Source organism: Helicobacter marmotae (genome assembly GCF_003364255.1).
Classification (GTDB): Bacteria; Campylobacterota; Campylobacteria; order Campylobacterales; family Helicobacteraceae; genus Helicobacter_C; species Helicobacter_C marmotae.
Window position 1 is genome coordinate 58,153 of record NZ_NXLR01000006.1, and the last position, 26,850, is coordinate 85,002.

At 38.7% G+C, this 26,850-nt stretch carries 21 protein-coding genes and 3 pseudogenes; 9 read left to right on the forward strand and 15 right to left on the reverse strand.

The features are described 5' to 3' along the window. Positions 1-10: 10 nt before the first annotated feature. From CQA63_RS04615 to CQA63_RS04630, 4 genes are read right to left on the reverse strand one after another with little or no spacing between them, the layout of a single operon-like run. The gene (locus tag CQA63_RS04615; RefSeq protein WP_104700224.1) at positions 11-1,228 is read right to left on the reverse strand and encodes an ABC transporter permease; all 1,218 of its coding nucleotides are present in this window, start codon (positions 1,226-1,228) and stop codon (positions 11-13) included. Next, complete coding sequence (locus CQA63_RS04620; protein ID WP_104700225.1) at positions 1,228-1,941, reverse strand: ABC transporter ATP-binding protein; 714 nt, start codon at positions 1,939-1,941, stop codon at positions 1,228-1,230. The genes CQA63_RS04615 and CQA63_RS04620 overlap by 1 nt, the downstream gene beginning before the upstream one ends. Positions 1,942-1,950: 9 nt before the next feature. Further along, on the reverse strand, positions 1,951-3,252 hold the full coding sequence (locus CQA63_RS04625; protein ID WP_104700226.1) for an efflux RND transporter periplasmic adaptor subunit: 1,302 nt from the start codon (positions 3,250-3,252) through the stop codon (positions 1,951-1,953). Next, positions 3,227-4,729, reverse strand: coding sequence for a TolC family protein (locus CQA63_RS04630; RefSeq protein ID WP_233706634.1), 1,503 nt, complete (start codon positions 4,727-4,729; stop codon positions 3,227-3,229). The genes CQA63_RS04625 and CQA63_RS04630 overlap by 26 nt, the downstream gene beginning before the upstream one ends. Before the next feature lie 137 nt (positions 4,730-4,866). Between CQA63_RS04630 and CQA63_RS04635 the strand changes: the two genes are divergently transcribed. From CQA63_RS04635 to CQA63_RS04650, 4 genes are read left to right on the forward strand one after another with little or no spacing between them, the layout of a single operon-like run. After that, on the forward strand, positions 4,867-6,303 hold the full coding sequence (locus CQA63_RS04635) for a COG3014 family protein (protein WP_233706635.1): 1,437 nt from the start codon (positions 4,867-4,869) through the stop codon (positions 6,301-6,303). Beyond that, entirely contained in the window at positions 6,296-6,889 is a 594-nt protein-coding gene (gene lpoB, locus CQA63_RS04640; protein WP_104700228.1) for a penicillin-binding protein activator LpoB, read from the forward strand. Before CQA63_RS04635 ends, lpoB begins: the two co-directional genes overlap by 8 nt. A 26-nt stretch (positions 6,890-6,915) precedes the next feature. Then, entirely contained in the window at positions 6,916-7,500 is a 585-nt protein-coding gene (locus CQA63_RS04645) for an LPP20 family lipoprotein (RefSeq protein WP_104700229.1), read from the forward strand. Between the two features lie 8 nt (positions 7,501-7,508). Further along, positions 7,509-8,420: an LPP20 family lipoprotein gene (locus CQA63_RS04650; protein WP_104700230.1), complete on the forward strand. Its 912-nt coding sequence runs from the start codon at positions 7,509-7,511 to the stop codon at positions 8,418-8,420. Positions 8,421-8,817: 397 nt separating this feature from the next. On the opposite strand, the gene CQA63_RS04655 is transcribed toward CQA63_RS04650, so the two are convergent. Continuing rightward, positions 8,818-9,519, reverse strand: coding sequence for a thioredoxin fold domain-containing protein (locus CQA63_RS04655; protein WP_104700231.1), 702 nt, complete (start codon positions 9,517-9,519; stop codon positions 8,818-8,820). 114 nt (positions 9,520-9,633) lie between these two features. Continuing rightward, on the reverse strand, positions 9,634-12,216 hold the full coding sequence (locus CQA63_RS04660; protein WP_104700232.1) for an ATP-dependent Clp protease ATP-binding subunit: 2,583 nt from the start codon (positions 12,214-12,216) through the stop codon (positions 9,634-9,636). A gap of 212 nt (positions 12,217-12,428) precedes the next feature. Between CQA63_RS04660 and CQA63_RS04665 the strand changes: the two genes are divergently transcribed. Then, positions 12,429-13,397, forward strand: a complete 969-nt coding sequence (locus CQA63_RS04665; RefSeq protein ID WP_104700233.1) for a CNNM domain-containing protein — start codon at positions 12,429-12,431, stop codon at positions 13,395-13,397. Continuing rightward, complete coding sequence (locus CQA63_RS04670) at positions 13,394-14,446, forward strand: CNNM domain-containing protein (RefSeq protein WP_104700234.1); 1,053 nt, start codon at positions 13,394-13,396, stop codon at positions 14,444-14,446. The genes CQA63_RS04665 and CQA63_RS04670 overlap by 4 nt, the downstream gene beginning before the upstream one ends. 16 nt (positions 14,447-14,462) lie before the next feature. Here CQA63_RS04670 and CQA63_RS04675 read toward each other — a convergent pair whose 3' ends face one another. The 6 genes and pseudogenes from CQA63_RS04675 to guaA form a co-directional block, all read right to left on the reverse strand. Beyond that, positions 14,463-15,818: an McrC family protein gene (locus CQA63_RS04675; protein WP_104700235.1), complete on the reverse strand. Its 1,356-nt coding sequence runs from the start codon at positions 15,816-15,818 to the stop codon at positions 14,463-14,465. Next, entirely contained in the window at positions 15,802-16,989 is a 1,188-nt protein-coding gene (locus CQA63_RS10390; RefSeq protein ID WP_170128370.1) for an AAA family ATPase, read from the reverse strand. The genes CQA63_RS04675 and CQA63_RS10390 overlap by 17 nt, the downstream gene beginning before the upstream one ends. A 6-nt stretch (positions 16,990-16,995) precedes the next feature. Further along, positions 16,996-17,325, reverse strand: a pseudogene (locus CQA63_RS10605) (hypothetical protein); the annotation flags it as partial. Between the two features lie 155 nt (positions 17,326-17,480). Beyond that, a pseudogene (locus tag CQA63_RS04685) lies at positions 17,481-18,296 on the reverse strand (DNA-methyltransferase); the annotation flags it as partial. Beyond that, a pseudogene (locus CQA63_RS04690) lies at positions 18,280-19,123 on the reverse strand (type II restriction endonuclease). The pseudogenes CQA63_RS04685 and CQA63_RS04690, both read right to left, overlap by 17 nt. Positions 19,124-19,133: 10 nt before the next feature. Then, positions 19,134-22,112, reverse strand: a complete 2,979-nt coding sequence (gene guaA, locus CQA63_RS09775; RefSeq protein WP_170128368.1) for a glutamine-hydrolyzing GMP synthase — start codon at positions 22,110-22,112, stop codon at positions 19,134-19,136. A 167-nt stretch (positions 22,113-22,279) separates the two neighbouring features. Between guaA and CQA63_RS04710 the strand changes: the two genes are divergently transcribed. Together CQA63_RS04710 and CQA63_RS04715 are read left to right on the forward strand one after the other, a co-directional pair. Then, on the forward strand, positions 22,280-22,633 hold the full coding sequence (locus CQA63_RS04710) for a methionine-R-sulfoxide reductase (RefSeq protein WP_104700248.1): 354 nt from the start codon (positions 22,280-22,282) through the stop codon (positions 22,631-22,633). Between the two features lie 115 nt (positions 22,634-22,748). Continuing rightward, a complete protein-coding gene (locus CQA63_RS04715) occupies positions 22,749-22,934 on the forward strand; it encodes a hypothetical protein (protein ID WP_104700238.1) in 186 nt (61 codons plus the stop codon). Here CQA63_RS04715 and CQA63_RS04720 read toward each other — a convergent pair. Both CQA63_RS04720 and trpA read right to left on the reverse strand, forming a co-directional pair. Next, positions 22,927-24,186: an SLC5/6 family protein gene (locus CQA63_RS04720; RefSeq protein WP_104700239.1), complete on the reverse strand. Its 1,260-nt coding sequence runs from the start codon at positions 24,184-24,186 to the stop codon at positions 22,927-22,929. The two genes, CQA63_RS04715 and CQA63_RS04720, sit on opposite strands and share 8 nt — an antisense overlap. A gap of 52 nt (positions 24,187-24,238) precedes the next feature. Then, positions 24,239-25,063, reverse strand: coding sequence for a tryptophan synthase subunit alpha (trpA, locus tag CQA63_RS04725; protein WP_199770704.1), 825 nt, complete (start codon positions 25,061-25,063; stop codon positions 24,239-24,241). A gap of 139 nt (positions 25,064-25,202) precedes the next feature. Here trpA and trpB point away from each other — a divergent pair, with 139 nt between their 5' ends. Continuing rightward, positions 25,203-26,471, forward strand: a complete 1,269-nt coding sequence (trpB, locus tag CQA63_RS04730; protein WP_104700240.1) for a tryptophan synthase subunit beta — start codon at positions 25,203-25,205, stop codon at positions 26,469-26,471. Positions 26,472-26,573: 102 nt separating this feature from the next. Here the strand turns inward: trpB and CQA63_RS10395 are convergent, their stop codons facing one another. Further along, the gene (locus tag CQA63_RS10395; RefSeq protein WP_267891929.1) at positions 26,574-26,702 is read right to left on the reverse strand and encodes a hypothetical protein; all 129 of its coding nucleotides are present in this window, start codon (positions 26,700-26,702) and stop codon (positions 26,574-26,576) included. Between the last annotated feature and the right edge of the window lie 148 nt (positions 26,703-26,850).

Here is a 26,850-nt window from a genome sequence, read left to right on the forward strand (position 1 = left end):
CTATATATCATTACTCGTGGCGAAGTGCGTCAATAGGATTAAGCTTTGAGGCTCTGCTTGCTGGTAAATAGCCAAAAAGCACGCCAATAAATGCTGAAAATATAAAGGCAATAATGGCAGTAGGTAAGTCGAAAATAAATGGAATCCCCATATATTGGCTTAAAAATAATGAAGCAAAAAATGCCCATAAAATACCAACCAAGCCCCCAAGAGAGCTTAAAGTAATTGCCTCTATCAAAAACTGCATAAGCACTTCACTCTGCAATGCCCCAATAGCCATACGCGTTCCTATTTCTTTAGTGCGTTCAGTTACAGAAACAAGCATAATATTCATAATCCCAATGCCCCCTACAATCAAACTCACCCCCGCAATCAGTCCCAAAAGCGCAGTAAGCGTTTTTGTCGTAGAAGTGAGCGTTTCTGCAACTTGCTTTGTATCCATAATTTCAAATGAATCTTTATCTCCCGGGCGTACATTACGCACTTGACGCAAGATATTGGTTAAACTCCTTACCACTTCATCAGAATCTACCCCATCTTTAGCACGTAGCATAATGCGATTGACATAAAAAAGTGTATTGCTCCCTGAAACAGAGCGTAAAAATGCTTTCATAGGTAGCAATACTACATCATCTTGATCATTACCCATACCACCCTGCCCTTTAGATTCTAAAACTCCTATACATTCACACACGATATTATTTAAGCGGATTTTCTGCCCAAGGGGATTTTGCTGATTAAAGAGATTTTTACGCACAGATTCCCCAATCATACATACATTGCTCCCTACGCGATATTCATCACTCTCAAAGCCCCTTCCTTCTGTGGTATCCCATTGTGTTACTTCAAAAAAGGCAGCATCTACGCCTTGTACTTGAGTTGTGGTATTTTGTGATTGATATTGCAGCATAAGAGAGCTTTGTGCGATAGGAGCGACAGCTTCAATATATTCTTGTGAGAGGCTTTGCACACTTTGCACTTCCTGCATACTGAAATTACGGCGGAGATTCACACCGCTTGGGTTCATCGCACGAGCAGGAAATACGAGTAAAAGATTGCTCCCTAAAGATGAGATTCTATCACTTATCATTTGGGTAGTGCCATTTCCTAAGCTTATCATCACAACCACCGCTCCCACACCGATAATCACACCAAGCATAGTAAGAAATGCACGTAAAAAATTCCTGCTAATCTGTCGCAAGGCTAACACAAAGGCATTAATTATCATTATGCCCCCTCTTCTTTATCTGCTTTAGAATCACTCACCAAGCGCCCATCTAAAAAATGCAATTCCCTGCTCGCATAACGCGCCATATCCGGTTCATGGGTTACCATAAGGATAGTAATGCCCGAGCTTTGATTTAAATCTCTTAAAATCTCCATAATTTCCACACTTCGCTTTGTGTCAAGATTCCCCGTGGGCTCATCAGCAAGGAGAAATAAGGGCTGGGAGGCAATAGCACGTGCAATGGCTACCCTCTGCTGTTGCCCCCCGCTTAATTTAGCACTTGTATGACTTGCCCAATCCCTTAAACCCACTTTATCAAGGGCTTCAAGTGCGATTTTCTCACGTTCTATTTTTTTGATACCGCGATACATAAGGGGAAGCTCGACATTCTCTAACGCCGTTGTACGCGCTAAGAGATTAAATCCTTGAAAAATAAAGCCAATATAATTACGGCGCAAGAGAGCTCGTTGATTTTGACTAAGCCCAAACACATCAACCCCGCAAAATAAATATTCCCCACTGCTGCCTACATCAAGTGTGCCCAAAATATTAGCAAGGCTAGATTTACCCGAACCACTAGGTCCCATAAGGGCGACAAACTCTCCCTTATCTATTTGTAAATCTACCCCCTTAAGCGCTTCAAATGCACCCTCCCCTTTGCCATACGTTTTACGCACATCTTTTAAGACAATGAATTCTTCATGCTCTTGCATTTGTTTTCCTTATTGGACTTTCACGCCGGTGATGATCGATGTATTCTCATCAATACCGCTTAGAATCTGCGCATAATTCCCATCTGTAATACCCACTTCTACATTCACAGATTCAGCTTCGCCATTTTTATTAAGTATCCATAATGTCCCGCTTTTACCGCGCTCTCGCCTTTGTTGATTATTAACTTGTGCTCTAGGACGTGCAGGAGGAGTGAACATCGAGCTAAGTGCAGATGAGCTTTTTTTATTATTTGTCTTTTGAAGCGTTTTGTTTAAATCAAAATAAAGCGCAGAATTTGGTACAAGGAGCGCATTTTCTGCCTTAGCAATGATAATATCAGCCGTAGCACTCATATCTGGACGTAAAAGGAGCGATTGGTTATCTACTTCGATTTTGGCACGATAAGTGATAATCGTGCTACTTGAGGTTGTGCTTGAGCTACTTGAAGTGCTGCCATCACCTGAACCAAAATTCACACGATTAACCTTTGCGTGAAAGTTTCTACTTGGATAGGCATCTACGGTGAATATCACTTCCTGCCCCTCTTTGACTTTACCAATATCTGCCTCAGATATGCTTGCATAAAGCTGCATTTCTGCGAGATTCTCTGCGACCTTAAAAAGTGTAGGGGCTTGGAAACTTGCTGCCACACTCTGCCCTACTTCAACGCTACGTGTTAAAACAATACCATCAACAGGTGAGACAATCTCTGAATTTTTAAGATCAATCTTAGAGCTTTCAATACTTGTTTGAATCTCCGCAATAGAAGCCCGTCTAATATCCACATCAGAACGTGCGGAAGTATAATTTGTCTTGGCATTTTGTAATTCAAGGAGTGAGGGAGAAGCGCCATTTGTGCTTTCATAAAGCTCCTTTAATCTATCATAATTCCATTTTCTATCTGCCAAAGTCTGCTCGGCTGCTTTCAGCTGGGCTTGGGCGGAATTTAGCTGGGCTTGATATTTGGCAATTTGCTGATTAATCGTCTCTGGATTAATACGTGCTAAAACTTGCCCCTCTTTGACTTCATCATTTTCATCTACAAGCACTTCAAGCACAAGCCCTGAAATCACACTCCCAATTTCCACTTCATTCATAGGAGAGAGCGAGCCAGAGGCTGAAATGGTTGATTGAATATTGCCTCGCGTGGGTGAAGTAGTCTCATATGTGATTTTCACATTGAAAAAGTTATAAAGCATAAATGCACATATTCCTAAAATTACCACAACAACGGCTATAATCACCCATGCAAGGGGTGTAAGCCTCTTTTTACTACCTTTTTTATTATTGAGGGTTTGATAAAGATTCATTATTGCTCCCTTGTAATGAAGTATTTAGCCCAAGATTCCCGCCAAAAGCCTTAAAAAGCGTGATAACAGAGAGAATCTCATTGGTTTTAGCATTGAAAAGCTGGGTTTTGAGATTGAAATATGTATTTTCAAGCCCTAAAAAATCATTCTTATCAAGCAAACCTTGCGTATTTCTCGCACTATTTGTTTCATAAGCCTTTGCTCCCACTTCATAAACATTTTGCGTATTCTCTAACTGACGCTTTTTAGAATCTACATCAAAAAGTGCATTTTCTATCTCGCCTAAAGCGGTGTTGATATTATTTTGCAATGTATAAAAGGCTTCATTGCTTAGCTCTTTTTGTATAAGATAATTTTGCTTGAGTGAAGTTCTATTCAGCAAAGGCGCGGTAATAGAATTAGCAATTTGATACACAATAGAGTTTGCTTGAGTGCTGCTATATAAAACCTGCCCGATTGAGCCGCTAAGAGAAATATTAGGCAATCTTGCAGCATTGGCATTGGTCTGCCTATAAAGTTGGGCATGATAAGCATACATACTTGCCTGCACATCAGGGCGAGAAAGCAGCACATCACTTGGCATTTTATCTACATAAAATGGAGCAATATGCGGGAAATCCCACGTGCTATAATCAAGGAAATCAACCTTTTGATTAAGCTCTTCAAGCGGGATATTTAAAAGCACAAGTAAGGCATTTTTATTTTGCTCAAATGTATATTGCAAAGATTCATAGGTATTTTTTGCATTGGTGGTATTTGCCACAAAGCCCTGATACGTGCTAATATCAATAAGCCCTAGCTTTAGCTTATCGGCATTAATCTCTTCAATTTGCTCTAAATTAGCCAAAGTCGCTTTAGCAATGCTCAAAGAATGGGCATTATCTCGCAGTGTGAAATATAAAGTCGCCACTTCAGCCATAAGCGTAATTTGCGCATAAGAGAGATTACTTTGGGCTTGGAGATAGGCTTTTTTGCTTGATTGTCTTAGGGCATAAAGCTTGCCAAATAAATCAAGCTCCCAGCTCATACTCACGCTTGCATTAATAGAGTTTGCCCCCGGTCGCACAATCGTACTTTGAGAGAGGGTGCGGTTATCTATATAGCTTGAGTTTAGCCCTCCATTAATCGTAGGAAGCATACTTGCGGTGTTGATTTTCATTTGAGATTGCGCTTGTTTAATGCGAGAAATCATCGTTAGCACATTGGTGTTTTTCTCTAAAGCAATATGCAATATATTATGCAAAAGCGTATCATCAATGAGTTTCATAAACTGCTCTATATGAGAATCTTTCTCTTGTGCATTACTCAATGGCTTCTGCTGCTCCCCTGTAGCAGAAGCGTTATTCAATACGGCGTTATTAAATTTTGTCGGAATATGCGTACTCTTGGCACTTTCTTCTAATGTGGGAATCTTCGTGCTACACCCCATATATAAGAGCAATACCCCAAATAACCATAACCACTCTAACCACTTCACTGCTTTCCCTCTAAACATATAAAATTATGATGATAAAAACGCGTGATAGTATTCAAACAATGTGAATTTAAAGTGAATTTAATTTTTAATCCTTACAATTTAAGCATTCTATATTTCCAGCACAAGGCTTAAGTAGAGTGATTAAGATATTTCTTGCTTCACTTATTATGATAGGGAATCTTATCTTTATAAGTGCATGCTCACACCATAGCGATTTAGAGACCTTTAATAGATATTACTACAATGGGCAAGATAAAGAGGCTTATGAATATGCAAAGTCTAAGAGTGGAAAAAATGGCGATGTATTGTGGAATTTACAAGCCGGAATAAGTGCATTTACCCTAAACACACAAGATAGCCAAACATTCCTAGAAACTTTGGAGCAAGGCGAAATGCTTTTTAGCCGATATGAGGCAGAGGGGCTTATGGGAGGGGTAATTGGCAATATGGGGGCTGTGCTTGTGAATGAAAATGTCAAAGCCTATAGGGGGAGTATTTATGAGGGTGTTATGTTTAATTACTACAAAGCCCTCTATGCAATGTCTCAAGGCAATTCCCAACTCGCACGCGTCGAATTTAACAGAGCAAATGATAGGCAAAGGAGAGCAAAGGAGTATTTTAGAAAAGATATACAAAAAGCCCTTGAAGCAGAGGCAAAGCAAAATGCGCAAGATTCCACGCTTAGCAAATTTGACTTAAAAGATTCCCAAAGCTCCATCTCACCTATTTTAGAATCTCAATATAGTAATCTTAAGCAATTTTCTATCTATAAGGACTTTATTAATCCAGCAATAAGCTATGTCTCAGCTCTATTTTTTATGCTAGAGGGGGATTATGCAAAGTCCATGGATTTATATAAAGAATCTTATGCCATTAATCATGCGCCTATTATTAATCAGGACTTGCAAATCTTACAAAATCGCAAAAACACCAAAAAAACACAAAAATACACTTGGCTTATTATAGAAGATGGTAAAAGTGCTTCAAAATATGACATCTCACTTGATTTACCGCTCTATTACATTAATAGTAATATCCTTCATGTAGGGGTTTCCATACCAAAACTAGCACTAGGAGAAGTAAGTGCTAAAAGCTATCAGGCAGAGGGAGAAAATGGGGTTTTCTCTGCTTATGAAATAAGCGATATAGACGGAGTGATTGCCAATGAATTTCAAAATCAGCTTCCCTTTATCCTTACACGTGCTATCACTTCAGCTATTCTTAAAGCCAGCACGCAATCCATACTCAATGAGCACCTTGGGGCAACCGGAGCACTTGCGGGTATGCTTTATTCCATGCTCACAACAAGCGCTGATATACGTATAAGCTCTGCCTTGCCTAAACGTATACTGGCTATGCAAATCCCCAATTATAAAGGAGACTTTATGCTCAAAGTCGATAATCAACCCATCTATTACATTCATTTTACATGCGATAAAAATGGGAACTCTTTACACAATGAAGAAAAAAACGCATCTATTTCTCTCTGTCAAAACGATGATAATATTGTGTATTTAAGAAATAAGGGTAAAAATCTAGCTTATAGAATCTTAACTGGAGCGGGCAATGAATAAGTTTCTTTTAATAATAGCACTGCTAATGAGTGGTTGTGGCACATCAACCAAATACATAGAGAGCACAAATTCTAAAAAATACACGAGTATGGGACTAGATTATCATGATATTGAAAAGGCTGCAAATGATAGCGTGAAATCCTTGCTTGAGAGTGCATCTGTGCGGAATCTTACCAATACACAAACGCCAAAAGTTTTGATGATTTCAGGTGTGATTAATGACACTATGCAAACTATTGATACCGACCAACTTACTCGTAAAATAACGCGTGATATGCGTAATAGCGGTAAGTTTGTGCTTACTCTCGCAGTAGGAGAGAGGGCTGATAAGGGCATTGCTTTAGGACGAAGTGTGCGCGATGATGATGAGTTTGATCAGCACACCACCATTGAAAAAGGCACGCTTAAAGCACCCGAATATGCCCTCTCAGGCAAAATCGTGCAAAAAAATTCAAAAGTTGGATCAAAGCAACGCACGGATTATTACTTCCTCCTCACGCTTACAAACCTAAAAAATGGGCTTGTAATATGGGATGATGAAGTAAATATCATAAAGCTTGGCTCAAACTCATCTGTAGCTTGGTAAATTCATCTTAAAACAAAGGGGATAAAATGAAAAATAGCATAAAACTTCTTGTTGGTGTCATAGTAACGCTTTGTGTGTTTGGTTGTGGAGATAAAGAAAATGCCCTTGGAGAAGGTGCAAAAAAGATTGACAAAAAAGCCTTAAAAGCCCTCAACCTCAAAGGTGCACCAAACTGGGTGCTTAATGGCGGGCAAGGCGATATGAGTGCTGTGGGTATTGCTGATATTATTAATGGTGATTTTGGTTATGCGCGCACAGAAGCCTTGGCACTTGGGCGAGATGAGCTTGCAAGACAAGTATCTACTGAAGTTGAAGGCGTGATAAAACGAGCAGCAAGTGTCAATATGGGAAGTTCAGCACAAGAAGCACAAGTCTCAAAAGCAAGCGAGCAAATCACTAAACAGAGCGTCTCTCAATCATTGAGTGGTACGAAGCAAACGGACACATGGGTAACGCCAGATTCTACAAAGGTATTTGTTTTAGTCAAACTCAATGAAGAACTTAAAGCTAAACTCCAAGCAAATGTCAAAAAAGAGATTAATCAAAGCACATTAAGCCCTCAAGCAAAGCAAAATGCAATAAATGCTATTGAAGCTGAATTTGCCAAATAATAGCTGATATGTTGCCTTTGCGCGTTATTTTTCTTATCGGGCTTATAGCATTATGTGGGGGTTGCTTTAAGCAAACTCTAGCAACCCATCCATCATGGTACGCACAAGAGAGTATAAATAAAAATATGCTTGTAGGCTTTGGTAACGCAAAAACCCTGGAGGCTGCCAAAGCAAATGCCCTTAATGATATTATTACACAGCTTAATGTAGAGGTGCGCTCACAATTTAGCCAGCAAACACAGAGGCAAGATTCCCAGCTTAAGCATACCTCTAGTAGTGATATTATGCTAAAGAGTGCAGATATTCAATTAAATAATATTGAGTATGTAAAAAGCACTTTTTGGGATAATCAATTTTATGTCCAGGCAGAAGTCTCAAAAGCAACGCTTATTGCAGAATTTCAAAAAGCATTTAATAACACTTATGCCACACTTCATAGCATAAATCCCAATAAATGCCCCACCCTCTCAATCAAAGAAAAAACACAGCTTGAGCAAACACTCCAAAAACTTAGCCTTTATAATACACTCCTGCAAACCTTAGGAAGTAAGGCAAGGGCATTCGATGAGTTTGAATCTATCCTGTATGCCAATATGCCCCTCCCAAGCGCAAAACTTAGCATTAAAAGTAATCAAGCCTATGAAAAAATTACAAATGATCTAAGAAAAGAATTAGGATATTTTTATCGTCTTGAAAATAATGCAAGCCACACTCTCCAAACTGAAGTTTCTTTTAAGCATATTAAGCCAAATCACACCAAGATTGATATACTTTTTAACATATTTGACTGCCACTCAAACCCAATCTTTAGCACAAATGTAAGCTATGAGGCAAGCAATAGGGAAGATTCACTATCCTTTGCTTCACAACGTGTAAGCGTGCAGCTTTATAAGAAAATCCAAGAATGGATAGAAAACTAATACAAGCCAAATAATCAGTTTGTTATGTCCTTGATTTCGCAAGAAAGCGAAGAATCTCTCAAGGAATCACTGGTTGCCCACAGAGATTCTTCGCCTGTTTCACAGGCTCTAGACATGACAACGGGATAGAATCTACTAGAAATCCAAGTAGCAATGATTCACAGAAAGCCAAAAAGCAATTCTTCGGCTTCGCCTCGTGATGACGATAGGATTGGGATTGTCTCGTGGGTTTGTGAAGAGAGTCTCCAGTTAGATAAGAGCAATTATTCGCTTGATTCTCTCATTCTAAAGACAAGCTGAAGCAAAATCAAACACTAAGACTAGTATAAAGCACCATACTACGATATTTTGCAACATTGCATAAATAATAAACAAACCCTATAAGAGCAAAAAACTATCATTCCCCAATGATATAAGGCACAGAGCGCACGCCCGCATCGGCTATCGCTTGAGTTAATATCTTAGCCATTTTTGTATCTATAGGCTTGGCTTTAGTCTTAGGAGCATAAAGTCCGCCAAGCATAGCCATATCTTTGGCTTGATTACCTGTTTTATTTTTGAGGGCATGGGCTACTTTAAACATAGAATCTTCACCCAAAAACCCGACAAGAAGTAACTTTACATTTGCCTCTTCTAAACGTTTGTTAAGGTTTGCAAACTCTTTCTGGCAATATGGGCAATTTGGGTCAGAGACAATATAGATGGTTTTTTTCGTATTCTTTTTGGATTTAAAAGAAAATACTTGCTCACTTCTTACTTTAAATATATCTTGCAATCTCGTATCTATATTTACCTTTTCTTTTGCATAAAATTCTTTATAAAAGCCTTGTATATATGTTTGCGTATTTTTATCTTGGAATATAGATACATCAGGCTGGAAAAGCATTTTGCCATCATTGGTTGCTAGGAATGGGACATGCTGGTTGCTAATCTCTATCACCACCATACTTAGCCCACTTCCTAAATCGCTATTGGAGATAATTTTGCCCTGCACATTATTTGCCTCAAGGGTGCGCTCTAATGAAGCCCTATCTGCTTGGGCATAGGCTACATTACATAATGCAAAATAGCATAATAAAAATATCAATCCCTTATTCATACTTGCTCCCTTTATATATTTACCTAAATAGCTTAATTATAGCCATTGTAGGTAATATTTTGTATATCTTTTGAGACAAGGGATTTTGAGCAATATAGTAGGCTTTAAGATATATTATTTGCTTGTTTGGATACTTGCATAAATCATATTATCTTTATATTCAAAGCTTACTTTATCACCTTCTTTGACTTCATCACGCAAAATCAAATCCGCCAATCTATCTTCAATCTCCTCATACAGAGCCCTCTTAAGCGGACGAGCCCCATAAATACTATCAAAGCCAACTGCGGCAATATGCTCTTTTGCTTCTTTGCTAAGCGAAATGTGGATATTCTTCTCTTGGGCACGTTTTGCTAAAGATGCAAACATAATATCTACAATTTGTGTAATCTCCCCTAAGCCCAAAGGATTAAAAATCACCACATCATCAAGGCGATTAAGAAATTCAGGCTTAAAATACATCTTCAAGGCTTCTTTAACGGCATTTTGTCGCTCTTGCTTATCGCTTATCTCTATAATCTTATCACTGGCAATATTGCTTGTCAAAATAATTATAGTGTTGCTAAAATCTACATTTACCCCCTTGCTATCAGTCAATCGCCCATCATCAAGCACTTGCAAGAGAATGTTAAATACATCAGGGTGAGCTTTCTCCACTTCATCAAATAGCACAATACTATAGGGCTTGCGCCTTATGGCTTCGGTGAGCACTCCACCTTCTTCATAACCCACATAACCCGGAGGTGCCCCTACAAGCCGACTTACTGCGTGTTTTTCCATATATTCACTCATATCAATACGTACCAGCGATTTGGCATTATCAAACAAAAATTCAGCCAAAGTCTTTGCGCATTGAGTTTTCCCCACACCGGTAGGACCTAGAAACAAAAAACTTCCAATAGGACGAGTAGAATCGCTTAAACCTGCTTTATTGCGTTTAATAGCCCTAGCAATCGCCCTAATGGCGTCATCTTGCCCTACTACGCTTTTTGCAAGCTCAGATTCTATGCCTAAAATACGTTCCTTTTGGCTTTGTAGCATTTTCTTTATAGGTATCCCACTCCAACGGCTAACCACCCCTGCTATGCTCTCTTGTGTGACGGCATTTTTAAGCAAAGTGCCATGATTTTGCATATCTTCCCATTGTTTTTGTAATGCCGCTTCTTGGGCTTGTATATCAGGTATCTTGCCATAATCAATTTCAGCAGCCTTGTTATAATCTCCACTTCGTTTAGCAAGCTCAGATTCCCTTTTTAAGCTATCAAGCTCGCTTTTAAAGGAGGAAATCTTCGTAAAAACTTGCTTTTCTTGCTCAAATTTACCCTCCAATGCCACTCTCTCCTCGCGTAAATTCTCTAGCTCTTTATCAATCTCACTGATTCTCGCCTCATTTGTGTTATTTTTCTCCATATTTAAGGCTTGTTTTTCTACTTGGAGATTTGCTATATGTTTTTTAAGCTTGCTTAGCTCTAAGGGCTCAGATTCTATTTGCATTTTAAGCTCTGCTGCTGCCTCATCAATCAAGTCAATAGCCTTATCAGGTAAAAATCTATCCGTAATATAGCGGCTTGAGAGTTTCGCTGCTGCCACAAGCGCGCTATCAGTGATATTAACATTATGATGTGCCTCTAAATTAGGCTTAATGCCTCGCAAAATCTGCAATGCCTCATTAATGCTAGGCTCATGCACCATAATAGGCTGAAACCGCCTTGTCAATGCCGCATCTTTTTCAAAATATTTGCGATACTCCTTTAAGGTAGTAGCCCCTATCGTGTGGAGCTCTCCTCTAGCAAGGGCGGGTTTAAGGATATTTGCTGCATCCATACTCCCCTCACTTGCCCCAGCACCGACTATAGTATGAATCTCATCAATAAACAAAATCACATTGCCTGCTTTTTTCACTTCATCAACCACATTTTTTAGCCGCTCTTCAAACTCCCCGCGATACTTCGCCCCAGCAATGAGCGCACTCATATCAAGGGCTATGAGCTTTTTGTTTTGCAAACTTGTAGGCACACTTTTAGCTACAATCCTCTGTGCTAAGCCCTCTACTACCGCTGTCTTCCCCACGCCGGGCTCACCTAATAAAATAGGATTGTTTTTACTTTTGCGTATAAGAATCTGCATCATCGCATTAATCTCATCATCGCGCCCTATCACAGGATCTAAGGTATTTTCTAAAGCCTTTTGCGTTAAATCAATGCCAAATTTCGCTAGAGATTCTAAATTATCATCTCCACTTTGTGAATCTATCTTAGTCTCCCCGCGCAGGGCAAGTAAAGTCTTCTTTAACTCGCTTATATCCACAAAAGGCTTGAAGATATTTACAAACGCACTCTCTTTAAGATTAGCAATGAGGAAAATATCTGCTGCAATGAAGCTATCACCATTTTTAGTCGCCTCACCTTGAGCGAGATGTAAAGCAGAAGATAACTCTTTACTTAAAGCAAGATTTTCTTTGCTCACACTTGAGCTTTTAGGCAATTTATCCACTTCACTTCTTGCTTGAAGCTCTATGGCATCTTTAGGAATATTCATCTTATTTAAAGCTTGGTTAAGTATGCTCTGATGATTGGTAAGAAACGCCCAATACATATGCGCAGGGGTGATTTCTTGATTTTGAGAATGCAGGGCAAGTGAAGCTGCGCTATCAAGAGTTTCTTTCATCTGATTTGTTAATTTCTCAAATATATTCATCATAAACTCCTTTAAGTTTTATATGACTTGCATTATATAAGTTTAGTCATTTAATGTCAAGTTTATTTATATCATAATGATAAACTTTAGCCCCTAGCATTCCATAATCTCTCTATAATGTCTCCCTATGCTCTTCTCCATGCTGCCATTATTTGATTTATGCTATAATGGATTATTTATACTTCTTAATGTAAATTATCAAAGTAGGCTCTATGGCTCTTTTGCTTATATATTTCTTACTTGCCATCGGTATTTCTTTTATGTGCTCTATACTTGAGGCTGTATTGTTTTCAGTTACTCCAGCCTTTATAGAAAGCTATCTTAAAACCAACCCCAAAAGTGGCAAAACCCTGCAATTTCTCAAAACCAATATTGATAATGCTATTGGGGCTATATTAATTGTGAATCTTTTTGCCAATACGCTGGGTGCCTCCGGAGTGGGCGTGCAAGCGACAAAGATTTTTGGCGAAGCTTGGCAGGGAGCAGTAGCCTTTGGTATGACTTTAAGTGTGCTTTATATCGCAGAAATTTTGCCTAAAACTATCGGCGCTCTCTATTGGAAGCAACTCATCTTGCCCGCATGCTATATTACTTTTGCGCTCTATTGGATTAGCTTTCCGCTGGTTTATATCTCGCACTTTATCACTCGCCTTTTTACCAAAGACCCTCCTAAGCAAATGAGCCGCGATGAAGTGCTAGCTGTAATGGAGCTTGGGCAAAAAAGCGGGAGCATTAATGAGCTAGAGGCAAGTATCCTCACGCATTTAATCACCCAAAAGCAATTAAAAACTAAAGATATTATGACCCCTAAGGCAAAGATATTTGCTTTAAGTGAGGATATGAGCGTTAAAGAAGCCCTAAAGGCTATGAATGGTTATTCGCGCATACCGCTTTATGATAGCCATAATGGCATATCGCGCATGGTTTATGCAAAGCATATCTTCAAGGCAAAAATAGAGAGTAAGAAAAAGCTTATGCTAAAAGACATAGCAAGGGAGATTCCACAAGTAAAGGGCGAGCTTCCCTTGCTTCCTTTGCTCAAACGTTTTATCCATAAAAAGGAACATCTCTTTGCAGTGCTAAATGAGCAAGAGCTTATAGGTATTGTAAGCCTAGATGATGTAAGCCATGCCATACTCAATGTAGGCGATACAAATAAAAAGGAGAGCCAAATACAATGAGCTTGCTTATTTTGTATTGCGTAATTGCCATTGTTGTGTGCTTTGTATGCTCGGTTATGGAATCTGTATTTCTCTCCATAACGCCCTCTTTTGTCAAAACCTATGCAAAGCAAAATCCTAAAATAGGAGGATATTTACAGCACCTTAAAAATAATGTAGATGACGCAGAGGGGGCAATACTCGTGCTCAATACCTTTGGGGTTACAGCCACTTCTACAGGTGTAGGTATTGAAGTAGCGCGTATTTTTGGGCTGCAATGGCAGGCTTTTGGCGCAGCAGCGCTTACGATTGTGCTCATTTATGCTTGTGAGATTCTACCTAAAACACTAGGGGCACTCTATTGGAAAAATCTCACCCCAATAGTAACGCTGAGTATTCACTATCTCTTAAAGATTACCTTTCCTTTGGTGTGGGTATCTAAACTCATCACACGTTTTGTCAAGCCTAAAAAACAGCAAGACAATATGAGTAGAGAAGAAATTCTAGCCGCAAGTGAAATAGGGCAAAAAGAGGGCTCTATCAGTAAAAAAGAGCAAAATATCATCGAAAACCTTTTAACCCTTAAGCAACATTCAAGCGCTGATATACTCACACCTCGTAGCGTTGTCTTTGCCCTGCAGGGTGATAGCACTATTAAGCAAGCATTACGTTGTCAAAAGCTCTATCATTATTCGTGTATTCCTATTTATGGAGAAAGCCTCGATGATATTGTGGGCATAGTCTATGCTAAAGATATTTTAGAAGCCGCGAGTAAAAAGCAAAAAGAGAGAAAAATCCATGAATTTATGCACCATGTGCGCACAATTGACATACATTTATCCGTGCTTGATATTTTACGTCTCTTTATCAATACAAATGAGCGGTTTTTTGTCATACATGACCAATATGGGCAATTTGTGGGGATTGTTACACTAGAGGATACTATTGAGACACTTTTAGGAGAAGAGATTATTGACGAATTTGATGAAGCCCCCGATATGCAGCAACTTGCTAGAGAAAAGCTAAGGGTTCATCGCTTAAGATATGCCCAAAAGTATAAAAAGCCTTAAATATACTGCCTTTGCTTTAGCTTTCACATAGTGGAAAAAAGAGCATATAAAGACTCATTTGAGAAGAGCTAGTATGCAGCATACTTGCTTTAAATACAAACTCTTTAGTATCTGTAGCCTCATCTTGCTGAATTTGTGGATAAATCAAAAAGCCCTTTTTGCATTGATACTTTGCAAGGTAGGCAAATATTTGATACATATCGCTTTGTGAGATTTTATAATGTTTATCTTGTGCGTTGAGAATCTTCCATTTGCTATCAGCGATAAAAAAGGTGTTATTTTTATCATAAGCGATAATATCAGGTCGAAGTTGAAAAACATTTTGATTACTTTCTTGGGCTAAAAATTTTGTTTTTTCTTGGGTTTTAATCTGCAATTCTTTTTGCTCTAAGCCCATATATTGCATAGAGGTTTGATAATGTGGGTTTTTTGCCCTAAAACCCTCACTACTAAGCCATTTTTTTATTCTCTGGGCTACAAAACTCTCAAAAAGTTTATTCATATCAAAAAGTAAAGCAAAAGCTTTGGAATGCCCTTGATAAGGCGTGAAGCTCTTTTGCTTTAAAAAAAGCTCACACCAAAGCAAAAGCATCTCATAGGGCTTGAAAAGCCTTGATTGTAGCCCCTTACTTAGATCCTGCTCTATATTTTTACTTGGCGAAATTTGGGCAAAAACAAAGCGAGCAAAATTAAGCCTTGAGCTTGTTTTTGGGCTTAAATTTTGCTTGCTTAAAAGCTCTAAAGTGCTTTTAATAATGCGATTTGGGGCGATATTTTGGCTAAATTCATCACTGGCAGTGTAAAATCTTTCTTTATGTGCAAAATTATGTTTTAAATTTTCGTTAAAAAGCAGCTTGCCTTTAAGGAATTTGCGGTTTTCTTCTTTGCTGATATAATCGCTTCTCATACCCTTTTTAATGAGTTTTTCTAGTTCTTCTAAAAACATTAAAATAAAAATTTCAAGCAAGGGAAATTTTTGAGCCCTTAAGGTGCTTATTTGCGTTTGCTTAAAAGGTGAATTTTTAAGGCTTTTTAGCATTTTAAGCAAAATTTCTTTGGCTTCATCTTTATTTTTTTCATAAGCTCCGCTAAAACCCTGCCCTTCTTTTTCAGTTCGAAAAGTTTTGGGTAAAATTTCCACACAAAAACCGCTTTTTGTTTGGATTAAACCTACAAAATTTTGTGCTTTAAGCTTATCTGTGCCGTTATTTCTAATAAGCCTTAAAAAAGATTGATTGTCCTCATATTTTGCAAATTCTATAAGCTCTTTGAATATCTTTTCAGCCCTTGCCTTATCTTTGCAAATTGTATTTATCTCATCAATGCCAAAACTCTGCCATTCGGCAATACAAAGATTATTCTTCGTTTTCATTGTTTGAATGTTCAGCTTTGTCGTTTAGCTTGATAGTATCATCATAAATTTTTTGAAAATTTTCTTTTTTCCAATCTTTAGCCTCTGTAATGCTGTAAATTTCTTTTTCATCATAATTAAAATCATCATTTAACTCAATCCCCAAATCCTTAGCTTTTACTTTTTTTATTTTTATCATTCCATTATTAAGCACTGCGATAATCTTGGCATAATCCTCATAAAAATACTCTTGCAAAAGCGGGATAATCTTTTTAGCAAAAACATTTTGCAATTTTCCTAAGTTATCAACACCTATGAAAAAGGCGTGTCCTAAAGTATGATCCCTATCAAGCAAGAATTCAATGCGACTATTTAGCATTTCTAAAAGCTGCTTTAAATTCACTCCCTCGCAATTCTCACTCAAAATTTCAGGATTAGGCATCATCTCAATAAATTCAAACCTCCTTCTTAAAGCCGTATCAAGCAAGGCTATGCTTCTATCGGCTGTATTCATCGTGCCGATGATGTAAAGATTCTTAGGCACACTAAATTCATCACCACTATAAGGCAAAGCCACACTTAAAGCCTCTTCATTGCCCGCTCTTTTGCTCGGCTCAATAAGCGTAATCAACTCTCCTAAAATCTTAGATATATTCCCACGATTAATCTCATCAATGATTAAGATATAAGGCTTTATTTTATTATCAATAGGTGTAGATTGCTTTTGGTAAATATAGTTATTGGATTGTTCAAATTCCATAATCATATCAAAAAGCGCTACATAGTAGCCAGCATTGGCATGAGTTGGGGATTGAGATTCTTTTGTTGGCAACATCCCAGTCACATCAATCTCGCCATTTCTGTACTTTTCATAATATTGAATAATTTGCTTCTTACTTAAGCTCTGGGGGGGCCCATCTCCTGTTCCAATCTGAATTGAGAAATCTCCATTTTTTAGACGTTTAACGCCTTGTATTTTCATCTTTGTTTTTCTACTAAAATTCTTAGCCTCATAAGGAGGGTTTATCCCCTTTTCAAGCTGTGATTGCACAAAATCAGCATATTGCTCTAAAAGCTCTTCAATATCTTGTTCTCTTGCTAATTCAGACGAGGTCTTTTGGGAATCTTCATAAACTTTTCCAGCCTCACCACAAAACCTTTTAAAAATTCCATCTTTGACTTCATAAGTCATATTTTGCGAATTGTCATCTTCTAAAACAGGCTTTATGCCCTCCACAAATTCTTCATAAGAATAACTTTGATGAAAGGTGATAAACTCAATTTGCCCTTTTTCTTTAAATTCTTCAAAAATTTCCCTAGCCCTTTTTCTGCTCTCTGTATGAAGTGGATTATTTTCTAGCTCATTAAGCACTCTTAATATTTCCTCTCTTTTTGAGTCTCCTAAAGCATTTGTATATTCCTCACTTGCGAGAATTTCTAAAGTCTTATTAATGGTAAAATAAGTTTTGCCCGTCCCCGGAGGTCCATAAAGGATTTGATTGAGTGGGATTTTAGTATTTGATTCTTGCATTATTTACTCCTATATCCAATCTTAAGCTAACTCTCCCTTACTCCCATTCAATGCTGCCCATGCTTGGAAGTAATATCATACACCATGGGATTAATGCCATTCACCTCATTAATAATGCGATTGCTTGCAGAGCTGTTAAACCCCAAAGTTTGCAAGTCTTTTATCTTAGATTTTATTTCTTTTCTGTTTTTGTCCAACTCCACTTTTCTGTCCATTGATATTTTGATGAATTCGCTCTCTTTTTCTATGCCCACAAAGCTTCTATTCAGCAGATTAGCCGCTATTCCTGTGGTGGAGCTTCCACTAAAAGGATCGCAGATGACAGAATCTTCATTGCTCGCCATTAAAAGTAATCGCGCAAGTAGATTTAAGGGTTTTTGCGTAGGGTGTTTGCCATTGGTCTTTTCCCAAGGGGCAATCGCTGGGAAGCTCCATACATCACGCATTTGCTTATCTCCATTAAGCTTTTTGAGGATTTCATAATTAAAAATATGCTTATGTTTTGGGCTTTTTCTTGCCCAAATGATTTGCTCGGTCGAATGTGTGAGATAGCGGCAACTAAAGTTAGGTGGTGGATTAGTTTTTTGCCAAGTAATGAGATTAAGAATCTTGAAGTCAAGTTTTTGCAAGACTCGTCCCAAAGAAAAAATATTATGATAAGTTCCACTAACAAGAATGCTTCCCGTATCTTTTAGGGCAATTTTTGCATTTGCTATCCACTTTTGATTAAATTCATCAATATCATTAATATTATCCTCTCTATCCCAAGTCCCTTTATTCACACTAACTATTTTGCCACTCTGAATACTCAAGCCATCATTAGAGAGAAAGTAAGGAGGATCAGCAAAGATAAGGTCGAACGCTCCTCTAAAATCAGGTAATATTTGATTGCAATCTCCTTGATAAAGTCTAAAGAGAGAATCTTCACTTGTAAAAATGGGAGAGAAGTTTTTATTGAGGGATTTCATTTTTTACCTTTTGAATGAAGTCGTCAATATTGCTTAAATTGTAGATTTCTACAGATTTATAAGCCTCTTGAAATTTATTTTTAGCACTGAACCAACCTTGCCCATCTGTTATCCAAATAAACCTATAGGCAGAAAAAACTTTGAATCTCAAGGCTAAATCTTGGTAAGCTCTTGCAGTTTCATTGAGCTTACTTCCACCACTTGTATAAAAATTAGATTCTATAAAATAAATCACATTTTCACCCCAAATAACAAAATCAAATTTCTTAATATCAGTTCCAAACGATTGGTGCAAATCAGCAAATTCTTTAATACTCACTTGACTCCTAAAATGCAAACTAGCTTTTGTAAAAAGATTATTAAGGTAAGATTCCATAGTATTGCCACTGCGATTTTTTCTTGCATTGCTATCAAGTCCCACTTCAATGCCAAATACAAAATCATTCAAATCCTTAATCTTTCTGTCGCTAAAAATCTCACACAAACCACTCTCACAAATAAAATTATAGGCTTTATCTGCATTATGAAAATAGGATTCTATGGCGCAGAGACTATTGTTAGAATCTAAAAGCATTTCTTTTTTATCCCTCACCGCAATCAAAATGTGCAAAACCTCAAAAGCCTTTGGATATTCAGCAAAAAGTGTATTTACACAATCTCGCATTTTATCTTTATTTTTACCCAGCAAGAAATTTAGATGATTTAAACAAATACTTATAGCATCTCTATGCCTCAAGCACTTATTCCAATCAACAAAAAAAGTTTAAGTGTCTATTGGTAGTCTGCAGTGTTGTTAAAAATTCCTCAAAAGCTAAAGTATTTAACATTTATCTCCCCTCACTCCCATTCAATCGTGCCCGGGGGCTTGGAAGTAATGTCATACACCACGCGATTAATGCCATCCACCTCATTAATAATGCGATTAGAGAGCGATTCTAAAAACTCATGGGGTAAATGCGCAAAAGTCGCCGTCATTCCATCAATTGCCTCCACTGCTCGCACGCAAATGGTATTATCATAAGTGCGATTATCGCCCATTACCCCCACACTACACACATTTAGCAGCACACAAAATGCCTGCCACACTTTATTATAATATCCTTGTTTATGAAGCTCCTCTATAAAAATACAATCCGCTTCGCGCAATAAATCTAAATCCCTTTTATTTACCTCCCCCATAATGCGGATAGCAAGCCCGGGTCCGGGAAAAGGGTGGCGCATAAGCATAGAATCTGGCATTCCAAGCTCTTTGCCTAATGCCCGTACTTCGTCCTTAAAAAGCTCCCTTAAAGGCTCAATAAGCTCAAACTTCATCCATTCGGGCAAACCCCCAACATTATGATGAGACTTAATTGTCTTACTTGGTCCTTTTACACTCACCGATTCAATCACATCGGGGTAAAGTGTGCCTTGTGCTAAGAACTTTATCTCGCCATTTTGATTATGCTTTTTTGCCTCCTTTTCAAACACTTCTATAAAAGTCTCGCCGATGATTTTACGCTTTTTCTCTGGGTCTAAGACACCCTTTAATCGCCCTAAAAATAATTTACTCGCATCGATAGTGATAAGAGGCACTTTGAGATTTTCTCTAAACATCTTTTCAACTGCCTCTCTCTCGCCCTTGCGTAAAAGCCCCGTATCAACAAATACAGGAATCAGATTCTCACCAATAGCACGATAAAGCAAGGTGGCGACGACAGAGCTATCAACCCCTCCACTCACCGCACAAAGCACCTTTTTGGCTTGTCTTTTTGGCGTATTTTGTGGAGTTTGAGGCTCTTTTCCTCGATGAACCTTGTGTTCTATCTCGTTATTCGCCTCTGCACAACCACAAAATCCACCTAAAAATACTTCACCATTAGATTTTACATTCACACAATCATTGTTAGAATCCACAATCTTTTTTGCCCCTGCAGAATCCAATATATTCCCAACGATTCTAGTATTTGCGGTATGGCTGTGTAAGCTTTCAGGATTTTTCACAAGGTTAGCGGACTTAGCGTCCGTGCCTTGTGAAAAATCCTGAATCTTATCGCATTGCATACCCAAAGACGAATCATACCTGAAGCACGAGGTGAGATGGTCATTCACTATCCCCACCGCCTGCATATACGCATACACTATCGTGCTACCTACAAACTTAAACCCACGTTTTTTCAAATCTTTTGCTATCTTATCTGATAATGGCGTAGAAGCGGGTAAATCCGCAATACTTTTAACAGCATTCACAATAGGCTTACCGCCCACAAAGCCCCAAATATAGCTATCAAAGCTTCCAAACTCTCTTTGAATCTCCAAAAACGCCCGCGCATTGATAATGCTTGATTCTATCTTAGAGCGATTGCGGATAATGCCCGGATTTTGCAATAACTCATTGATTTTTGCCTCATCATAGTGTGCGATAATTGATGGCTCAAAGTTATCAAATGCCGCCCTAAAAGCCTCGCGTTTTTTTAAAATATTAATCCAGCTTAGCCCCGCTTGCATACCCTCCAAAATAAGGAGTTCAAAAAGCATTCTATCATCATGCAGCGGCACTCCCCACTCATTATCGTGATACTCTTCATAAAGTTTGCGTGCATACTCCTCTTTACCAGTTGCCCAAGCACATCGCTTCTTTTCTCCTTTTTCCCTAGCTCTAAGTCCCAAAGATTTTTGCAAAACTTCTGTCTTAATCTTTAGTGGAGTAAGCCAAATCTCCCCTGAAGTGCCTACCAAAAAAGGTTTTGCGCTTGGAGTGAATCCAAGCTTTGCATAATATCCCACAGCCCATTGTCGGCTATTAAGGATAATTTCAGCAGAGTCCTTTAAGCTACGTATAAGGGCATATTGCAAAAGTGAGTTGCCAATTTTACGCCCAAAATACGCAGGAGCAACAAAAAGCAGAGTAATTTCATTGCCCTTTGTTGCGATAAAACCTAGCCATTCTTTAGCACTTTTTGCAATCACAATCAAATCAGCCTTTGGGATATAATCTTTCCTAATCTCCCCTCTTCTATGCGCTATAGTCCCTTCTTTCATATTATCTGTTGCCCTAATCGCTTGCTCCCAAATATCTAAAAGTTTCTCTGTGGCTTGAGCTTTGCCTATGTCTTTGCAAGCGTCATCAAATGTGATAAAAGTGTGAGAATCTTCTCTGCCAGCACCATCTACAATCGCTCGCAGTTTTACAATCTCATTTTGGGCAAAATTGCGCATATTCCAATTTGTATCACTTTTGCAAATTTCCACAGCAAAATTGCGTAAAATCTGCCCTCCACATTCACTATGGACGACTTCAGGGTGAAACTGCAGCGCATAAATCTTAGCTTTGCTATTTGCCATCGCACAATAATGCGTATTGCCACTTTTAGCAAGCTCAACAAAGCCTTGCGGTAAGCTATCTACCTTATCTGCATGGCTCATCCACACAATGCTATTTTGCTTCACCCCAGAGAAAAGCGCATTGTTTTTATCTTGTATCTCTAGCAAGGCTTTACCAAACTCTTGCTCATCTGCACGTATCACCCGAGCACCAAAAAAATCAGCGATATACTGCATACCATAGCAAATACCAAGAATAGGGATATTAAGCGAAAATATCGCACTATCGGGCTTATAGGCGTCCTCTTCATACACGCTTGCAGGACCACCACTAAGGATAATGCCCTTAGGAGACTTTGCCCTTATCGATTCTATACTTTCAAAATAGGGCACTATCTCGGTATAGACACCATATTCTCGTAGTCTTCTAGCGATGAGTTGAGTGTATTGAGAGCCAAAATCAAGCACAAGAATCTGCAAGGGATAATGAGAATTTAGAGAAGTCTGCTGCATAAAAAACCTTTAAAATTATATTAAGCTTATTGTAGCCAAATAAGCTTAATATAAGCGTTTGCAGCATACTAAGCAAGCCCTACCTAAAACACTTTATAAAACTTCATATGGCATAATTTTACGTCTTAAATAAGGAGAACAATATGAAAAAAGCACAAGATTATGGAATGCCTCCACTTAGCACACAAGAAGAAGCCGTGATATTGCACAAAGGCACAGAAGCCCCTTTTAGCGGAAAATACACAGATTGCTTTGAAAATGGCGTGTATGTATGCCGACAATGCGGGTTAAAGCTCTATAGCTCAAATGCGAAATTTCATTCACATTGTGGTTGGGCGAGCTTTGATGAAAATATACAAGACGCAGTGCAACGCAAGCAAGATGCTGATGGTGTGCGGACAGAAATTCTATGTGCGCGGTGTGGAGGGCATTTAGGGCATGTATTTGAAAGTGAGGGATTCACAGCTAAGAATACCCGCCATTGTGTGAATTCCCTCTCTCTGCATTTTATAAAGTCCTAGTCTCACTTTTCATACCTTGACTTCCCTTTGCTTATGGGTAAGTAATAGCAAAGAAACTCTATAAACTTCACGTGCTACCCACAAGGGAAATTAACTTGTCATTCTGAGGACGGGCGTGAGCACGACCGAAGAATTGCTCTTATCTACTAAAGACTTTTCAAAGGAATCGCCAGCAAATTTAACATTACTTTGTCATTCTAAGCATTGTAAAAACTCCGCCCAAATGCTTAGGGCTCAAAAGCAAATCTTTAGGCTTTATAAGCTAAGAGATGGCAACTTAAAGTTTCTCCAAATTACATAAAAAACTTATACACCACGCTTGTAATAGTCAAACTCCCCATAACAAACACAAATATATCAAGTGGAGGGTTTTTGTATTGCTTTAATTTAGCCACACTCCAAATAGCAATTATAGGCATAAGAAACAAAATCGCTGCGATAATAGGACCGCCCAAATCCTCAATAAAGCCCAAAATACTTGGATTGAGATAAGCCACAAGGATAATGCTTATATATAAAAACAATGTGCTAAATACTTTAATGGCTTTCATATTTGGGGTTTTTTGTGAGCTCATTTTGATACTTTTACGCACGATTCCATTTAAGCCTTCAAATGCTCCAAAATAATGCCCAAAAAATGAGCTCACAATCGCCAAAAATGCTACAAGAGGCGCACCTAATGCGATAATGGGGGTATCAAATTGATTAGCAAAATATGAGAGAATAGGTATATTTGCTGCTCTTGCCTTGCTAAAATCTTCAGAATCTAAGCATAAAATACAAGAAAACACAAAAAACATCACAAAAACAAGCAACAAAGCACTTGTAGCAAATAAAATCTGATTTGCTTTCTCTTGTGAGTTTTCATACTGCCTACGCACACTCAAAGTAAAGGTAGAAATCGCAGGAGAGTGATTAAAAGCAAAGACAAGCACAGGTAATGTAAGCCAAATCACTTCTAAAAATTCCTTAAAACTCGGCACTTTCTGTAGGCTCTCTAATTTCCAATGCGGGATAAGATATAAAGAAAAGCAAAAAAGCACCGCACACAAAGGATACACAAGGGCATTGCAAGCTTTTGTAACAAGCTCAACCTTAAAACACATAACACTCATCATCGCACTTACAAGCACAAAGGCAAGTCCTGCCCTCACTAGTGGATAAAGCTCCATAGAATCTGGGTCATACAAGCTTGTAAGCTGAAGTTGATAGACAAAGAAATTTGCAAAAGTATTGGTAATGCCCACACCATAAGCCAAACAAATAGGATAAATAGCAAAAAAATATAAAAGTGTGATAAAAAATCCTATACCATAGCCCCAATATTCCTCCGCTGCGTGCGTAATATCATGGTCTGTGCTTTGGGATTCATTCACAAAGCGGCTAAGGGCGCGGTGTGAAAGCCACACCATAGGGAAGATTAAAAGTGTCATCACTACCACAGGATAGAATCCGCCTGTCCCCGCACGAATAGGTAAAAACAAAATCCCAGCCCCCACTGCCGTACCAAAGAGTGAAAGCATCCAACGCGTATCAAAACTTGTCCATTTCATACTTAGCCCCTTTTATTCATAAATTTCACAGATTCTATACATATCTCATAAATTAGCTATCTGCCTGCTTCTCTTGCTCCCAGCCCATAAGAGCTTGTGTGTATGCTTGTAATTTTTGCGCATAATCTTGCGGAGTTAGGTTTGCTTGTGCTGCAAGCGTGCTTATATAGCGCACAAAATAACTCCCTGCCACTACAATATCTACCTTGCCCTCTAATAGAGCTACTTGTTCGTATGAATTAATCCCAAAACCAAGCGCAATAGGCTTTTGGCAGTGCTTTTTGACACATTCAATATACTCAAATAACGCAGTATTAAGATGAGTTTTATCACCTGTAATCCCCGCTCTTGCCACAACATACACGATTTCATCACTTATCTTTGCAAGCTTTGTCATTCTCTTTGGGGGAGTATTTGGCGTAATGAGTGAGATAATCGCAAGCTTATGCTTTTTAGCTAAAACTCGCAGAGATTCATCAGATTCTATAGGCAAATCAGGGACAATAAGCCCCCATACGCCGCATTCTTTGGCTTTTTTAACAAAAGATTCCACCCCATAGCGAAAAATGATATTGCCATACGTCATAATAATAAGCTTAGTTGGGAGTGAATCTTCCCTAAAATGCGTAGATAAAGCAGAGAGGAGCTCAAAGCCTTTAGCCACACTAAAGCCCTCCTCTATGCTTTTATTACAAGCTTCCTCAATGACTATGCCATCGGCATTAGGGTCTGAGAATGGAAACTGCACTTCAAGGTAGCTAGCCCCCGCTTTGGCAATACCAAGTGCCGCATTTAAACTAAGTTCAAAATGAGGATACCCAGCGACAATATGCCCCATAAGCTGTGTTTTATGCTGTTTTTCTATGACTTCTCCCATACAATCTCCTTATGCTCCTCTACTTGCAAGCTCGGATTCTATCGCATATTTATTGAAAAGTCCTTAACTTTAAGGTGCGCTTATATAGAAAATGTTTAGAATCTAAGCCAGCTTAATCACATTTACACAGGGGAACATAATGGCAAAAATGTTTTTAGAATCAAAAAATGGCTACTTTGGTCAAAATGGGGCAAACTCTCATGCCTTTGGCGGGCAGTATATCCCAGAAATCCTCTATCCTGCACTCAAAGAGCTAGAGAATGCCTATCATGGGGTTTTTAAAAGCAAGGCGTATAAGAAAGAGTTAAAATCTCTCTTTAAGCATTTTATAGGTCGCCCCACACCGCTCATCTATGCACAAAACAGCTCCAAAATACTCAATAATGACATTTACTTAAAGTTCGAAGGTTTAGCAAACACAGGCGCGCATAAAATCAACAATGCCATAGGGCAAGTGCTTTTAGCCAAACATATAGGCAAAAAGCGAGTGATTGCAGAAACAGGAGCGGGACAGCATGGACTAGCCACTGCTGCGGCTTGTGCGAGATTGGGCTTAGAATGTGAGATTTTCATGGGTGAGATTGATATGGCAAGGCAATATCCTAATGTCTTTAATATGGAGCTTTTTGGCGCAAAGGTGCGAGGGGTGAGTAATGGAAGCAAAACGCTTAAAGACGCGGTAAATGAGGCATTGCGCGAATGGAGCAAAAGAAGTGAAGATACATTCTATGTGCTAGGCTCTGCCTTAGGTCCTTATCCCTACCCCGATATAGTCCGGGAGCTCCAAAGCGTGATTAGTAAAGAGCTTAAAAAGCAAACCAAAGCCTATTTTCACTCCTTGCCTGATATGATGATAGCATGCGTGGGTGGAGGAAGTAATGCTATGGGGTTTTTTGCACATTATCTTAAAAATGAGAGTGTGCGATTAATCGGTGTAGAAGCCGGAGGTATTGGGGAAGAGAGTGGAGAAAATGCCAAAAGGATTCATAATAAAAATGCAAGCGAGGGCATAGCTCAAGGCTATAAAAGCCTCTTTTTACAAGATGAAGATGGACAGCTAAGCCAAACGCACTCTATTTCTGCGGGGCTAGACTATGCAGGTATTGGACCGCAATTAGCGCATTTATATGAAATAGGGCGGGTGGAATTTAGCTCAGCTACAGATAAACAAGCCCTAGAAGCCCTAAGCTTTTTTGCTAAAAATGAAGGCATTATCCCCGCTTTGGAATCAAGCCATGCCCTAGCCGCCACAATCGCTATATGTAAAAAGCACAAAGGCAAGAAAATCATTGTAAATGTCTCAGGAAGGGGCGATAAGGATATATTTATTACCGCCAAAAGCCTTGGAATTGAAAAATGGAGAGACTTTTTAGAAAAAGAATTAGTGAGAATTGCTGGTGATTCTTAAGAGCAAGTCTTTACCACTCTTGCGGGGGTAAAGACTTGATAATAGGCTCAACTGAGATTCTTCAGGGCTAAAGCCCATCTAGACGTGATAAAATGATTTCCCTTACAAGTGGCTAGGTTTGTCATCTCTAGCGGGAGTGGTAATGACCGAAGAAATTCTGTTAGAATCAGCAGCGACTCTGCTCTTATTGTCATTCTGAGCCGCAGGCGAAGAATCTCTGCTCAAAATCACTAGTCGTGCTTTTTTGGTGATTCTAATAGAGAGTCGTTAGTCAAATGAGGGAGATTCTTCACCCCCTAGCGGGGGTTCAGAATGAGAAATTAATTTCCTTTATGAGGTAATTTTGTCTTATGGGTTAGATATTGTCATTCTAAACCCC

Excerpts from the sequence above, each read along its gene's own strand:
- CQA63_RS04675 (WP_104700235.1), bottom strand. The coding sequence starts at position 15,818 with ATGAAAACGAAGAATAATCTTTGTATTGCCGAATGGCAGAGTTTTGGC.
- lpoB (WP_104700228.1), top strand. The coding sequence starts at position 6,296 with ATGAATAAGTTTCTTTTAATAATAGCACTGCTAATGAGTGGTTGTGGC.
- CQA63_RS04710 (WP_104700248.1), top strand. The coding sequence starts at position 22,280 with ATGCCTCCACTTAGCACACAAGAAGAAGCCGTGATATTGCACAAAGGC.
- CQA63_RS04620 (WP_104700225.1), bottom strand. The coding sequence starts at position 1,941 with ATGCAAGAGCATGAAGAATTCATTGTCTTAAAAGATGTGCGTAAAACG.
- CQA63_RS04670 (WP_104700234.1), top strand. The coding sequence starts at position 13,394 with ATGAGCTTGCTTATTTTGTATTGCGTAATTGCCATTGTTGTGTGCTTT.
- CQA63_RS04650 (WP_104700230.1), top strand. The coding sequence starts at position 7,509 with ATGTTGCCTTTGCGCGTTATTTTTCTTATCGGGCTTATAGCATTATGT.
- CQA63_RS04625 (WP_104700226.1), bottom strand. The coding sequence starts at position 3,252 with ATGAATCTTTATCAAACCCTCAATAATAAAAAAGGTAGTAAAAAGAGG.
- CQA63_RS04665 (WP_104700233.1), top strand. The coding sequence starts at position 12,429 with ATGGCTCTTTTGCTTATATATTTCTTACTTGCCATCGGTATTTCTTTT.
- guaA (WP_170128368.1), bottom strand. The coding sequence starts at position 22,112 with ATGCAGCAGACTTCTCTAAATTCTCATTATCCCTTGCAGATTCTTGTG.
- trpA (WP_199770704.1), bottom strand. The coding sequence starts at position 25,063 with ATGGGAGAAGTCATAGAAAAACAGCATAAAACACAGCTTATGGGGCAT.
- CQA63_RS04655 (WP_104700231.1), bottom strand. The coding sequence starts at position 9,519 with ATGAATAAGGGATTGATATTTTTATTATGCTATTTTGCATTATGTAAT.
- CQA63_RS04645 (WP_104700229.1), top strand. The coding sequence starts at position 6,916 with ATGAAAAATAGCATAAAACTTCTTGTTGGTGTCATAGTAACGCTTTGT.
- trpB (WP_104700240.1), top strand. The coding sequence starts at position 25,203 with ATGGCAAAAATGTTTTTAGAATCAAAAAATGGCTACTTTGGTCAAAAT.
- CQA63_RS04660 (WP_104700232.1), bottom strand. The coding sequence starts at position 12,216 with ATGAATATATTTGAGAAATTAACAAATCAGATGAAAGAAACTCTTGAT.
- CQA63_RS10390 (WP_170128370.1), bottom strand. The coding sequence starts at position 16,989 with ATGACTTATGAAGTCAAAGATGGAATTTTTAAAAGGTTTTGTGGTGAG.
- CQA63_RS04720 (WP_104700239.1), bottom strand. The coding sequence starts at position 24,186 with ATGAAATGGACAAGTTTTGATACGCGTTGGATGCTTTCACTCTTTGGT.
- CQA63_RS04615 (WP_104700224.1), bottom strand. The coding sequence starts at position 1,228 with ATGATAATTAATGCCTTTGTGTTAGCCTTGCGACAGATTAGCAGGAAT.